The sequence below is a fragment of the Paenibacillus sp. PastM-3 genome (assembly GCF_029893965.1).
In the GTDB taxonomy this organism is placed as follows: domain Bacteria; phylum Bacillota; class Bacilli; order Paenibacillales; family Paenibacillaceae; genus Paenibacillus_AQ.
Map to the genome: position 1 here is coordinate 98,837 of NZ_JARXXP010000012.1, position 13,685 is coordinate 112,521.

12 protein-coding genes are annotated in these 13,685 nt (G+C 52.9%); 10 read left to right on the forward strand and 2 right to left on the reverse strand.

Features of this window, described 5'->3' with window-relative positions:
• Positions 1–10: 10 nt before the first annotated feature.
• Together M2108_RS17685 and M2108_RS17690 are read right to left on the reverse strand one after the other, a co-directional pair.
• Positions 11–367, reverse strand: a complete 357-nt coding sequence (locus tag M2108_RS17685) for a DNA primase (protein WP_277470688.1) — start codon at positions 365–367, stop codon at positions 11–13.
• A 285-nt stretch (positions 368–652) separates the two neighbouring features.
• Positions 653–1,831, reverse strand: coding sequence for an MFS transporter (locus M2108_RS17690; RefSeq protein WP_277470686.1), 1,179 nt, complete (start codon positions 1,829–1,831; stop codon positions 653–655).
• A 247-nt stretch (positions 1,832–2,078) separates the two neighbouring features.
• On the opposite strand from M2108_RS17690, the gene M2108_RS17695 reads away from it, so the two are divergent.
• The 10 genes from M2108_RS17695 (at position 2,079) to M2108_RS17740 (ending at position 13,656) form a co-directional block, all read left to right on the forward strand.
• Positions 2,079–2,519 (forward strand): hypothetical protein, encoded by a 441-nt coding sequence (locus M2108_RS17695; RefSeq protein ID WP_277470685.1) that lies wholly within the window; start codon positions 2,079–2,081, stop codon positions 2,517–2,519.
• Positions 2,520–2,537: 18 nt separating this feature from the next.
• Entirely contained in the window at positions 2,538–3,683 is a 1,146-nt protein-coding gene (locus tag M2108_RS17700) for a transglutaminase-like domain-containing protein (protein ID WP_277470684.1), read from the forward strand.
• A 96-nt stretch (positions 3,684–3,779) separates the two neighbouring features.
• On the forward strand, positions 3,780–5,909 hold the full coding sequence (locus M2108_RS17705; RefSeq protein ID WP_277470683.1) for a peptidoglycan D,D-transpeptidase FtsI family protein: 2,130 nt from the start codon (positions 3,780–3,782) through the stop codon (positions 5,907–5,909).
• Between the two features lie 55 nt (positions 5,910–5,964).
• On the forward strand, positions 5,965–6,735 hold the full coding sequence (locus M2108_RS17710; RefSeq protein WP_277470682.1) for a Cof-type HAD-IIB family hydrolase: 771 nt from the start codon (positions 5,965–5,967) through the stop codon (positions 6,733–6,735).
• 697 nt (positions 6,736–7,432) lie between these two features.
• Complete coding sequence (locus tag M2108_RS17715) at positions 7,433–7,915, forward strand: DUF456 domain-containing protein (RefSeq protein ID WP_277470681.1); 483 nt, start codon at positions 7,433–7,435, stop codon at positions 7,913–7,915.
• 21 nt (positions 7,916–7,936) lie between these two features.
• A complete protein-coding gene (locus tag M2108_RS17720; protein ID WP_277470680.1) occupies positions 7,937–9,562 on the forward strand; it encodes a putative polysaccharide biosynthesis protein in 1,626 nt (541 codons plus the stop codon).
• Between the two features lie 110 nt (positions 9,563–9,672).
• Complete coding sequence (locus M2108_RS17725) at positions 9,673–10,017, forward strand: thioredoxin family protein (protein ID WP_068726516.1); 345 nt, start codon at positions 9,673–9,675, stop codon at positions 10,015–10,017.
• A 149-nt stretch (positions 10,018–10,166) separates the two neighbouring features.
• A complete protein-coding gene (locus M2108_RS17730; RefSeq protein ID WP_277470679.1) occupies positions 10,167–11,093 on the forward strand; it encodes a COX15/CtaA family protein in 927 nt (308 codons plus the stop codon).
• Positions 11,094–11,120: 27 nt separating this feature from the next.
• Positions 11,121–12,845 carry a UbiD family decarboxylase gene (locus M2108_RS17735; protein WP_277470678.1) on the forward strand — a complete coding sequence of 575 codons (1,725 nt, stop codon included), beginning with the start codon at positions 11,121–11,123 and terminating at the stop codon, positions 12,843–12,845.
• A gap of 61 nt (positions 12,846–12,906) precedes the next feature.
• The gene (locus M2108_RS17740; protein ID WP_277470677.1) at positions 12,907–13,656 is read left to right on the forward strand and encodes a Cthe_2314 family HEPN domain-containing protein; all 750 of its coding nucleotides are present in this window, start codon (positions 12,907–12,909) and stop codon (positions 13,654–13,656) included.
• Positions 13,657–13,685 lie beyond the last annotated feature (29 nt).

A 13,685-nucleotide genomic window follows, 5' to 3' on the forward strand; every position in this document is an offset into this window, starting at 1 on the left:
TCTTTATGTATTACCGCTCCGGATAAGGAAGCGGCTGCGGATAGATGATGAACTCCTCAAGGCCCGCTTTTTCGAGCTGGGTAATGCTGTATTCATCCGGTGTGCCCTCGACACCGGCATAACCTCTGCGGGTATAGATATGAACGGCGTCCGGAAAGGCATCGCGCAGAATGCCGCGGATTTTTTTGCCAGAGCTGTCATTATCCATGTAGAGGTACACTTCCCCGTCTCCGATTTTACGCCGCAGTGAATCCAGCTTCAGCGTATTAAGCGTACCAAAGGTGCACAAAATGTCGACCTCGGGGCTAAGCACGCGGCGCAGACGGCTCTTGTCGTTTTTGCCTTCAACAATGATTGTAATGGACATAAGCGGGTCACCTCTGGCTCTGAAAATGTCTGATAAGAGTGTGGATGCTTAAGCGGATTAAACATTAATGCAGGTACGTATCTGTTATTTTACCTAAGCTTCGCCATTTTTAACAGCCATATACGACAGGAGTGCAATCATTACCCGGGAAATGTCGTAAAAAGAAAGATCACCCGGCGGCGGCCGGGTGATGAAATGACTTTTAGCAGCAGTATGGCGCGGACTTTAGCGGCTTTTGCTTCACTGCAAAAGTGTTCAGGTTAGACTGCACCCTGCGGTGTTTTTTTATGCGGCTGGACTGTTTAAGCCGGGATGATATGCGGATCGCAGGCTGTCCCCTTTTGGCGGGAGCAGGAGGATTGCGGTCATCAGCAGCACAAAGGCAATGAAATAAGGGGAGACATATCCGCGAAGCTGTCCTGCGGCAACAGGGCCGGCAAAAGCGCCAAGCGACATGGCAATCGACTGCAGTGAGAAGGTGCGGCCCAGATGGCTTCCGTTCCCCAGACTGATGAAGAGGGAGGCCATGGCCGGGAACAGCACGCCTTTAGCGGCCCCGAGCAGGAACAGGACTGCGCCTGCAGGAATGCCTGTAAATGCGGCAAGAGTAAAGAAGCAGAGCGCCATTGCCAGCAAGGCTGCGGCAATGCGGATGGCTGGTGACAGGCGGTTAAGGAACATCAGACTTAGTGTGGCCAGCGCCCCGAGGCTCATCAGCGAGAGAAGGACTCCTGTGGAGACCATCCCGTCCTGCCCCTGCGACAGCGGTAGCTCGAAGAACAGGACACCCTGTGAGCAGGAGATGAAGAAAGGCAGCAGGTAATAGCGCCGCCTGGTTTTGGCTTCCTTACGGATGGCAAGGGAGGATTCGGCCGGAGCGGGCAGGGCTTTCGGCACATCGGCACGGACACGCGCAGGCGAATGCTTCGGTACGCTGACTAAAGCCATGATTCCGGTGGCAATCAGCAGCCAGCCCAGTGTGCTGAAGGTGCCGGAATAACCTGCCCTGTGCACAATATAGGCACCGGCTGCGGGAGAAACTACGGAGGCGAGGGTATGGACAATGCCGTGACCGGACATGTATTTACCCTGCGTTGCCGAATCATCCGACAGCGAAGCCAGCAGCGTCATGCAGGCGGGGGAGAGAAAGGCCAGCGCAAAGCCGCTGGCCGCCCGCAGCACGAGCAGGTGCCAGGGAAGCTGGGCGTAAGCCTGCAACAGCAGCAGTGCGCCGGCTGCCACGAGGCTGAAGACAATGTAGCGCCGGCTGCCGTTCTTATCGACAAGTACGCCTGCCAGCAGATTGCCTGGCAGATGGGTCAGTGAATACATGCCCATCATCCAGCCGATGAAGGCAGGACCCGCACCGAGTGACATGGCAAACGGGGTCAGAATCGGATACTGGGCATGCAGGTCAAAGAAGGCCAGAAACAGAAACAGATACAGCCACAGTGCGGTTTTCAAGGTCTACACCTCCGGTAGGGCCGGTCATAAGCCCGGAAGGCCATGCCGGTTTTCTTTTTTAACAGCGGAAATCGGACGACAGCAGGCGGCAGCTTGCAGTATAGCCTACTTGTACTTTACGTGTGCATCAGGGGGCTTATACCATTTTATTCGTCTAACCTGCATACCTTCAGGCAATCATGAATTATATGGGGCATTCATGTATAATAATGAATATGAAATTTTGGATAGGGGTGTTGTGAAATTGATGGATCCGGCAGTATGGTCACAATTTATAAGAGAGAATTGGCTGGTTATTGTTATAGCACTTGTTATTCTGTTTGCCGTAATCAACCTGGTCAAAACGATGCTGAAATGGGCAATCGTCATCGTTATTGTCGCCGGCCTGTTCATTTACAGCGGGGTTACGATGGAGCAAATCGGTGATGCCGTAAACAAGGTGGCGGACAATACGGTAAGCACGCTGAAGAGTGAAGCGCAGGAAGTGATGCTGAGCGAAGCCAAGGAGGCGAAATATACCTCGGGCGGGGACGGCACCTTCACGATTACAACACCGAATCTTGAGGTGAAGGGTACGGCTGGCGAGGATAAGGTTGAAGTCACTTTCCGGGGTGTCAGTCTTGGAAAGTGGAGCATCACGGATACGACCAAGACCTTTATAGAAGAAGCGCGGAAGAACGGAAATTAACATAGAGGGGGATGGAAAATGCTCGACAGCTGGATAGCAAGCTTAACAGAAGCGAATCTCATCTCGATCCTGCTGCTGCTGGTTGTGCTTTTCTCCGTCCTTCAGGGCTGGGTCCGCGGCTTCAGCCGCGCTGCGGGCGGGCTGTTCGGGCTGCTGGGCACGGGCCTGCTGACTGCGGCAGCGCTTGTCATCGCCGTTCCGGCAGCGCTGTATTTTTCTCCAGCAGTCCAGGCATGGGCTGCATCGGTCGTGCTGCCGGACAGCAGGCTCAGCGGGTGGCAGCAGCTGTATTATACTGCTGTCTCCGTGCTGGAGGGTTCAACGCTGGTGCGTTTTTGTCTGCTTCTGCTGATAGGCTACAGCCTGATCCGCCCGCTGCTTGGCCTGCTGTTCCTGTTTCTGCCCTTCCGTCTTTCAGGGCGGAAGGAGCGGCCGCGTGACCGGAAGATTACCCAGATCAGCAGGCTAAGCGGTGCGGCTGTCGGTTTTGCTGTAGGTCTGGTGCGCGGTCTGCTGCTGGTCTTCGTCCTTTATCTGGGAGTCGGGCTGAACCCGGACAGCAGCTTTAGCCGTTATGTTGAGTCCTCTCCTATATACAGCCAGAGCGCGGCGGCGGTATTTGAACCGATTGCCGGTGAGAATGTGCGGAGCAGACTGCCTGTACTGACCAAGGCGGTAGCCGCCGAGATGAATGATATCCTCCGCCGCAAATACGAGGTGATTGATCATGACATCTCGCCGGACATCGAGGAGGCTGCAGCAGATATTGCCGGACAAGCTTCTGATCCCGAGGAAAAGGCCAGGCTGCTGTACGACTGGATTGGTTCGCGGATCGTCTATGATTATGCCAAGGCAGATCATTATGAGCAGAACGGGATCTGGCACGAGCAGACGCCGCTGGACACATTCGGTACACGGCTCGGCGTCTGTATTGACTATGCCCGCCTGTATGCCGTTATGGGCCGTTCCCAGGGGCTTCAGGTGCGAGTAGTTACCGGCCGGGGCTATGACGGACAAGGAGGGTACGGCGCTCATGCCTGGAATGAGGTCTATATTCCTGCCAGGGAAGCCTGGATTCCGCTCGACTCCACCTGGGCCTCAAGCGGAGACTGGTTCAACACCACGGATTTCGGAGAAACGCATATTAAAGAGGACGTACTGTGACAAAGAGGAAGTCGGACCTTGTTATATGGTACAATTCGGGGGAAGTACTGTTGTATTGTGGCAAGGTTTATTTAAGATGTAAAGGAGTGAAAAACTGTGAGTTTTTTCCGTAAGCAGGCCACCCCGCCGGATGAAAATACCTCGAAGAGCTCGCTCGGCCTGCGGATTAACGTGTTCTTTTTCAGCACGTTCGTTATTTTCTGTGTCATTATCATCCGTCTTGCCGTTTTACAGTTTGTTGAAGGGCCTACCCTGACTGAAGTGGAAACCAGCCGCGATACCAAAAATGTGCCGCTGGCGGCGATCCGCGGTGTAATCCGGGCAGCGGGGGGCGAGGAGCTTGCTTATTCAACGTCTGTACAGTCGCTATACATTACGCTGACTAAGGAATACACTGCTAAAACCACGGATAAAGCGACTGGTAAAACCACGCTGACTCCGGAGGCCCAGGCCAAAGGCGAAGAGCTTGCGGCGCGGCTGGTTGAGGATTTCAATAAATATGGTGACCCCGCTGGTCCGCAGCTGACACAAGAGGATGTCATCGCTTCACTGGACTTATATTTCAAGAAATATTCCGGATTCATGGCCCGCAGAATCAAGGCAGGGCTGACTTCGCAGGAAGTGGCCTACTTTATGGAGCACAAGAATGAATATCCGGGTCTGGAAATTGTCGAGGAGAGCAGCAGGCATTATGACAAAGACACAGTAGCCGTGCAGACGATCGGTTACATCAAGCCGTTCAAATCCTCCAGCAGTCTGGATATTTACAAGAACATTCAGGCGGCGATGAAAAAAATAGATGCAGATCCCGGCCTGAGCTATAAAGATGATGAATTTGTCGGCTTTGACGGGCTTGAGCTGCAATACCAGCGCGAGCTGCGCGGCAAAAACGGCTATCAGGTCATCTCGGTCAATCCGCAGAATATGGCTGAAAAGGTTGAAGAGGTTGTGCCTCCCGTCAAAGGCAATGACATCTGGACTACCATTAACAAATCCATACAGATGAAAACGGAGCAGGCGATCACCGATCAGATCAACTGGCTGCACACTCATGCTGTCCAGGGTAAGACCCATCCTGATGCCCTGACCGGCTATGCAGTGGCGATGGAGGTCGATACCGGAAATATCGTTGCGATGGCGAGCATGCCGGACTATGATACCAATGTATGGACAGCCGAGAAGATGGATACTGAGGTATGGAATGATATAATGGGTAACTATCAGAACGGGACCATCACACCATACTCCTCGGGCATGTCAGGCCATGAGTTCGGTTCTACCGTGCTGCTGGGCTCAACCATCAAGCCGCTGAGTGTGCTCATCGGGCTGAATGAAGGCTTTTTCACCACTTCAACGGTTTATCAGGACAGAGGGATTGCCTACTTCGGTAAAAATGACAATGCCTCCGTACGCAACTCTTCCGGTCACGTGTACGGTTCGATGGACCCGGCCAGAGCGATTGAGAAATCGTCCAATGCGTTTATGGTCGATATGGTCGGCAAGAAGCTGTGGGAAAAGTATCAGAGCGGCGGGATTGATGTCTGGGATAAATATATGAAGGAATTCGGCTTGGGCGTCTCCACACAGAGCGGACTGCCGCGGGAGTTCCTCGGACAAATCAACTATACCGATACCAAGGCAGCAGGTAGTGCACAGGCCGCGCTGGTCTATGCTTCCTTCGGCCAGCAGGGGCGTTACACCGTGCTTCAGCTCGCCCAATATACTTCTACTCTGGCAAATGAAGGCGTGCGGATCAAACCGCAGCTGGTGAGCAAAATTACCGATTCTCAAGGGAATACCGTTAAGCAATTCGGCCGCGAAGTGCTGGATGAGGTGACAACCTTTGATAAGTCGTACTGGAGGGAAATTAAAAAGGGGATGAACAGTGAGGTTTCGGCATTCTCTGACTTCTCCTATGATTTTGCCCGCAAAACGGGGACCTCGCAGCAGACGGACAGAACGAATACGAACCGCGATAACGGGGTGTTCATTGCTTTTGCCCCGCGTGAAAATCCAAAACTGGCTGTAGCCGTAGTGATTCCGGAAGGCGGATTCGGTTCTAACAGTGCTGCTCCGGTAGCCCGTAAGATTTTTGATGCGTATGACTGGGAGTACGGCCTGGACGGAGTACCGAAAAAATCACTGAAATCTGCGGACAGTGATGCAGCTGCAACAGATGGAACGGATGCTGCAGCTGATACAGATGCGGCGGATTCAACGAACTAGACAATATTAATCAGCTCCTCATGTTGAGGGGCATACAAGAAATGGAGGGGTGGCTATGACTGCCAAATACCGCCTGCTTGCACTGGATATGGATGGAACCCTGCTGAATGATGAACAACTGATTACCCCCAAGACAGTAGAATGGATTCAAAAAGCGGTCGATGCCGGCGTTCACGTCTGCCTATCGACAGGGCGTGCTTTCCGGAGCGCCATGCCTTATGCCGAGCAGCTTGGCCTCAAGACACCTATGATTACTGTGAACGGAAGTGAAATCTGGCGTGAGCCGTATGAGCTGTACCGCCGCTCGCTGATGGACCCGGCGCTGATTCAGCAGCTGTACGAGATTGCTGAGGAATACGGCATCTGGTTCTGGGCGTATTCCACAGAGCAGGTTTACAACCGCAATAACTGGGACGGGGACATTATGGGCAGGGAGTGGCTTAAATTCGGCTACTCCACAGAGGACGACGAGATCCGCCATAAGCTGCTGATGCAGCTTCAGGATTTGGGCGGCCTGGAGATTACCAACTCAACCCCCACTAACCTTGAGATTAACCCGCTCGGAGTGAACAAGGCTTACGGAATTGGCGAGGTCTGCAAGCTGCTGGGTATTGAGATGTCCCAGGTAGTCGCTGTAGGAGACAGCCTGAATGACCTGGCAGCCATCCAGGCGGCAGGTCTGGGCGTGGCGATGGGCAATGCCCAGGAGACGGTGCAGCAGGAAGCGGATGCGGTCGTTGCCTCAAATAACGAGGACGGCATTGCTGAGGTGATTGAGAAATATATATTAAGTGAGGCGGAAGTGACGCAGGGCACTGACCGCTAATTGCGAAGCTTGGTTCCCGGCAGATGCAGGAGAGCGGAGGAGCGCAAGCTGTTGCTCTTTCTGCAACAGAATACCGTCAAAGCAGGCTGAAAATAAAATCTGTACTTTTTAGCGGTTAAGTACAGGTTTCTATTGCACAAAGTACAATCAGTTTGTGAAATAGTTGCAGAATGTGCACTTAAATTGGGCGAAAATTTGCCTGCGCGACTAATAAGTGTATTTTGTACAGCTAAATCTGCCCAAATGGCCCAAAATCCGCTTTATATGGCTGTATAGTTGTACAAAGTGCAGCTAAAACAGGCAATGTGGTGAAAAACAGTTGTTTTAGTTGTATAAGGTGCAACTAAGTGTCTGCGACTAACTACCGGCCGAAGAGTATCTGACGTGGCTGGGGAGGCGCCTTAAAGAATGGCAGCAAACGGCTGATTATTAGTGCATTTATGTGTTCGAACGAGTTGTTGCCGCAGATGTACTATGCCCTGAGTAAGTGCTCATGGTTTGAGTCAGCTAAGAGTATCATTGGCATTACCGAGAAGTAACAAGAAATTATGCTAACAAAACGGAGAGTACGCTTCGAAGGAAGTTTGCGAAGGAATTCGGAGAAGCGGATGCTATCAAACAAAGCGTATGCTTCCGAGGCTGTTTTGCGAAGTATGTTTCACAGAAGTATATGCTAACAAAACTGGGGGATGAAGGAATGGCAATCCTGGGTTGGATTTTGATCATTGCTTTGTTTGCGGTAGGGCTGGCGGGGGCGGTGTATCCGATCCTGCCTGGTGCGCTGGCGATTTATCTGGCCTTTTTTGTATATGGCTGGTTCTTTTCTTTCGGATCGTTCGGGGCTTGGTTCTGGACGATCCAGACCCTAATCGTGGTTGTGCTGTTCGTTGCTGACTATGTGGTCGGGGCATGGGGTGTTAAGAAGTTTGGAGGGTCAAGAGCCTCGGTTATCGGCAGTACAATTGGCTTAATTGTTGGTCCATTTATTAATCCTATTGGCTTGATTCTCGGTCCCTTTATCGGTGCATTCGTCGGAGAGCTGATCGCCGGCTCCCAGCCGGGTAAAGCGGTTAAGGTCAGCTTCGGCTCCCTGCTCGGTTTGTTCAGCAGCACCGTAGTCAAAGTAATTCTGCAAATTATGATGGTGGTCCTCTTCTTTATCTGGATCAGCGTAAATTAACAGCGAAGAAGGCGAAACAGTTTGTCGAAGAAAGAGTCTTTTGTCAAAGGCACGCTTATTCTGGCGGCAGCCGCGCTTATAGCCCGCGTGCTCGGGCTTGCCCAGCGGGTGCCGCTGGAGCATTTATTGAATGTTACCGGAAATGCTATATTCGCACAGGCCAACCAAGTGTACCTGCTGCTGCTACCGCTGGCTACCGCCGGGATTCCGAGTACGTTAAGCAAGATGGTATCCGAGCGTTATGCCCTAAACCGGCCGGATGAGGCGCAGCAGGTGTACCGGGCGGCCTTGATTTTTGCTGCAGTTGTAGGTGTGCTGATGAGTACGGCGCTCTACATAGCGGCCCCTTATTATGCGGAATATTCCAAGGTTCCCGAGAGTACACTTGCCATCCGGGCTATTGCACCGGCGCTCCTGCTGTTCCCCACCATCGCCATGATGCGCGGATATTTCCAGGGCCGGAATAATATGATGGCCGGCGGGATTTCGCAGATTGTTGAGCAGATTGCGCGGGTATCCACGGCGATCCTGCTGGCCTATATTCTGCTAAAGCAGGGATATGATAATACATGGATAGCGGCCGGCGCTTCGTTCGGCAGTGTGCTTGGCAGTGTCGGCGCATTCGGAATTATGCTCTATTATGCAATAAAAATGCGCCGCACTGAAGAAAAGGCGGCATTGTATGATTCAAGCGCAGCCAGACTTCCGCTGCTCGGTATTTATAAGGATATTTTTAAATTATCCATCCCGATTGTATTATCTTCTGTAACTGTACCAGTCGTAAGCTTTATCGACACAACGCTAATTGTACCGCTGCTCAGTGGTCAGATCGGTTTAGAAGAGGCTATACGTGCACTGGGGATCTATGGAAACCGTGCAATCAGTGTTGCCGGTATTCCTCCGGTGCTGGCTATTGCGCTGAGCACTTCACTGATTCCGATCATTTCAGCCGCTTATGCCCGGAAGGACGAGCAGCATCTGCAACGCCAGGTCACACTGGCCATGCGGATTTCCATTCTGACCGGGACGCCGATTGTAGTCTCGCTGGTGGTCGCTGCCTATTCGATTAACGGCCTGCTGTTCAGCAGTCTGGACGGCAGCGGAATAGTCGCCATGCTGACGGCAGGGACAATTTTCCAGATTACAATGATGACGACGAACTCCATTCTGCTGGGCATGGGGAAATCACGGATCTCTATGTACTATGTGTTTGCTGGCATCGTGACCAAGCTGGTGGCAAGCTTCCTGCTAAGCAAGGTGTTCGGCATTTACGGAATCATCGGGGCAACGGCACTTTGCTTTATTGTCATTACGCTGCTTAATCTGCGTATGCTAAAGAGTATTGTTGCCTTTACCATCATGGGCAAACGCTGGGGCGGCTTCGCTGTTGCCGTGCTGGCCTCCGGAGGGATCGGTTACGGCCTGAATGAAGCGGGTATTATGCTTGCCCATCTGATGCCGGACCGGCTTGCGTTTCTCATTACCTGCCTGGTAGTGGGAGCGGCGGTTGTCATCATCTATCTCGTGCTGCTGATTGTACTGGGCGTGCTCGGCCGTCAGGAGATTGCCGGTTACCCGCGTGTTCTCCAGAAGGTATTGAACCCGCTAATGAGACTGCAGCCTGCCAAGGTGCGTGCAAGCGAATAATGTTGTGATTTTTGTCTTATTTTGTTCCTTTTTATTTGACTTCCTGTGCACAATTTGCTTCACTTAAGAAGAGTAACATACAGTTTAACCTAGAAAGGATTGACCCTAACATGGATAAAATTTCTTCCGCTGCGGAGTTTCAGGTTGCGATTCAATCGCCGCGTTTGACGGTTGCCGTATTTAAGGCAGACTGGTGCTCTGACTGTAAATTTATTGATCCGTTTATGCCTGAGGTAGAAACTAAATATGCGGATCGCCTGACATTGGTTGAAGTCGATGTTGATGCTGTGGGCGAGGTCAGCCAGGAACAGAACATTCTGGGCATTCCCAGCTTTGTCGCTTACAGTGACGGCCGGGAGCTTGTACGCTTCGTCAACAAGCTGCGCAAATCCCGTGAGGAGATTGAGAATTTCCTGAACCGGGCGCTTGAGGTATATCTGAGTATTCACAAATAAAGTAATGCAAGTAAGGTAACAGTCCACTAACCAAAGCACCGCCTCCGCCCAGCCAGAGCAGAAGCGGTGCTTTTTTTAAAAGATAATGAATAAGGCAAGCTGTAATCATAAATATCCTTCCATTCATTCCTATACATGCGGGTGATCTGATGACAACAGCTCATTTGAAATGGCTCAGCTACATAACCTGCCTCGTGATGTTTCTCGCCTTGTTTGGAGGCGCTGTAGTGACCAAAACAGGCTCAGGACTGGAATGCGGGAACGAATGGCCGCTATGCCATGGCAAGCTGATCCCGGCTTATACGCTCGGCTCCCTGATTGAATATACCCACCGTGTGTTCAGCGGCTTAGCCGGCCTGCTGTCACTTGCCTCGATGTTTGCGTTCTGGCGTTATGCGCGTCAGCGGAAGGATCTGCTTACCTATGCCCTGTTAACCCTTTTGTTTGTAATTGTGCAGGGAGGAATGGGAGCGCTTGCGGTCGTCCGGTCGCAGTCTGCGGCGGTAATGGCGCTGCACATGGGATTCTCGCTAATTGCTTTTGCAAGCTCGCTAATGCTGGCTCTCGGGACGAAACGGTGGCATGATTCTGCCGGTCAGCAGGATGCTGCCGGAGCATCAGTGAGCAGGGGGTTCCGCAACTTAACCTGGATTACAGCGTTATATTCGTATATCGTCGTTTATATCGGAGCCTATGTCAGCCATACAGATTCACAGGGAGGCTGCTCCGGCTGGCCGCTCTGCAACGGCGAATGGATTCCTGAGCTCAGCGGCGGCGTGGGCATTGTGTTTATGCACAGGGTTGCAGCGGCACTATTGTTTCTTTTGACAGCTGCACTTGGGCATCTGGCGTTCTGGAGATATACCAAGCTTCCGGAGCTGCGGATGCTGGGAGTAGCCGCGGTTACGCTTTGCCTGCTGCAGGTCTTCAGCGGTGCGGCTGTGGTCCACACGCTCTATAACGATAAATTGTACATATTTGCCGCGCTTTCCCATATCGTGCTGATTGCCGGATTATTCGGAATCCTGAGCTACATGAGTGTACGCGTTTGGCAGCTAAGCATGAATAACAAGTAATCTGTGTGTGTTAGGAGGTACAAGATAGTGGGATACGGAAATATACGCCAGTGGATCGAGCAGCTGCGTAAGGATAAAGAGCTTGCCGTTATTGATGCTCCGGTGGATCCTTATCTGGAGCTGCCGGAGATTCACCGGCGTGTGGTCCGGGAGGAAGGGCCGGCACTGCTGTTCACCAATGTTAAAGGAACCCCGTTCCCTGTTGCGACCAACCTGTTCGGAACAGCCAGGCGAGTGGACAGGGCTTTTGGCCAGAGACCGGAGCAGCTGCTGAAAGCGGTAGCCGGGGCAGCTGATACCCTGCTTCCGCCTTCGCTCCCCAACATGTGGAAGGAGAAGAAGCTGGTTGTCAATCTGCTGAAAACAGGCATAAAGCATGTACCGCAGGGTGAAGCTCCCGTTCTTGGGGTCTGCCGGACCCGTGAGCCGCTAAGTGAGCTGCCGCGTGTGACAAGCTGGCAGGAAGCAGGCGGGCCTTATATCACACTTCCGCTTGTCTATACCGAAAGCCAGACCGCTCCGCAGAAGCACAGCCTCGGAATGCACCGGCTCCGCTTCATCGACCACAGTACTGCCGCGATAGACTGGAATAGACACCAGGGGGCGGGGCTGTACCATCGGGAGGCTGAGGCCCGGGGGGAGGCACTGCCGGTCTCTGTATTTATCGGAGGCCCGCCTGCACTGATAGCGGCAGCCAGCGCCTCCCGCACAGCCTGGCTGCCGGATCTGGTGCTGGCTTCGCTGATACTCGGCAGCCGGCTGCCGATGGTCAAGGACCCGCTGGGCGGTCACTCCATTCCGGCCGAAGCGGAATTTGCGCTGCGTGGGCTTGTGCCGCCAAGGTCCGCACTACAGCAAGCACCGGTTATGCATGTACAGCGGATCTGGCACCGCAAAGATGCCGTCTATCCGGCGACCATTGCCGTTACGCCGCAGGAAGAAAATTTCTACCTGGTCGATTATCTTCAGCAGCTCCTCTCCCCTGTACATCATCTTGCGATACCTTCGGTGAATGCCTTCTGGACTTATTCCGAATCGGGCCCGAATGGTCTGGCCGCAGCGGTCGTGCAGGACAGCTCTCCGCGTGAGGCGCTGGGTACTGCCTTCCGCATATTAGGCGATCGCCAGCTCTCAGGCAGCAGACTGCTGCTGCTTACAAGCGAGCCGACTGCTTTTTCTGATTTACCCGCTATTCTGGAAAATGTTCTGGAGCGCTTCAATCCGGCGACCGACCTGTATGTATTTGGCAGCGGGGCGCGGCTTGGCGAGGAGCATACTGAAGGCAGGCCGCGTCCTGACAGCCAGGCTGTGCTGCTGGGTGTTGGACGTGCTGTAAGGGAGCTGCCGCGTACCTATTCAGAGGGCGTATTGCCAGGAATTAACGAGGTCATTCCCTATTGCGGGGGATGCTTAGCCGTTTCCGGTGCATCCTATGAAGAAGACCCTGAGCTTCCCGTCCGTCTGGGCGCCCAGCTCCGCGGGCAGCAGTCAGCCTGGCCGCTGGTTATTCTGACAGATCATGCTGCAGATGCAGTACGAACCCAAAGCTCCTTTTTGTGGACGGTATTTACCCGGTTTAATCCCGCCGAAGATATCTATGCCGAATCTGAAATCAGGCAGCATCAGCTCGGTTACAAGCTCCCTATCGTAATTGATGCACGCATGAAGCCGGGATACGAACAGGAGCAGACACCCTGCAGCAGCACACTGGATCTGGTCGACCGGAATTGGAAGCATTATTTTCAGCAGTAAAGTTCATGGTATCATTCAAGACTGAAATTATACATTTTCGTTATGTTAAGGGGGACAAGTCATGCTGCGGATCTTACTGGGGGAGCCACCGCGCCGCAACAGCGGCGTGCTGGCTGAAGCAATGGACAACATGGCGGAGGTAGCGTCCATGCTGCGCAAGGAAATGAACGCCCATGAAGACCATGACCATGAATTCCGCAAGCTGGAGATCTGGACCCGCGGTCTGATCTCATCGCTGGATGAGCTGGAGCAGAGCTGCTTCGCAGCAGGCTTTTACCGTAAACGCGTGGTTGCAGGGTATATGGATGATATGTCCACCCAGGAACAGGGGGATTATGCGCGTTATGTCTATTTTTACAAAAACGGCTTTATCCGCGTCTTCTCGCTGCTCGACAAGCTGGGAACGGTGCTGAACAGCCTGTACAATTTGAATACAAGCCAGAGCAAAGCCCATTTCTCCTATTTCACGGTGCTTCGGCAGTTCCAGCTGCTCAAAGAGCATGTTCCGCTGTCTGAGGAGCTGGAGCGTATCAAGGATTCTTACCGTGAGCCGCTGCAGAATCTGCGCAAGCGCCGCAACGCCGAGATTCATTACATGAACGCTGAAATGCAGGATGACCTGTGGCAGAGACACCAGGGGCTGCATGACAAAATAAGGCTTGAGGATCTGGACAGCCATCTGGAGGACTTGAAGCAGGGGCTGGAAATGGTCTGCAAATCCTTATGCGCAGCCTTCCGCTATAGCAATGAGCAGTGGCATAAGAACAAGGCTATGACTTCGAAAAACGCCGGGACAGAGTCACGTTATTAGGGCAAAATCTTCCTTTGACAAAAAAGCGG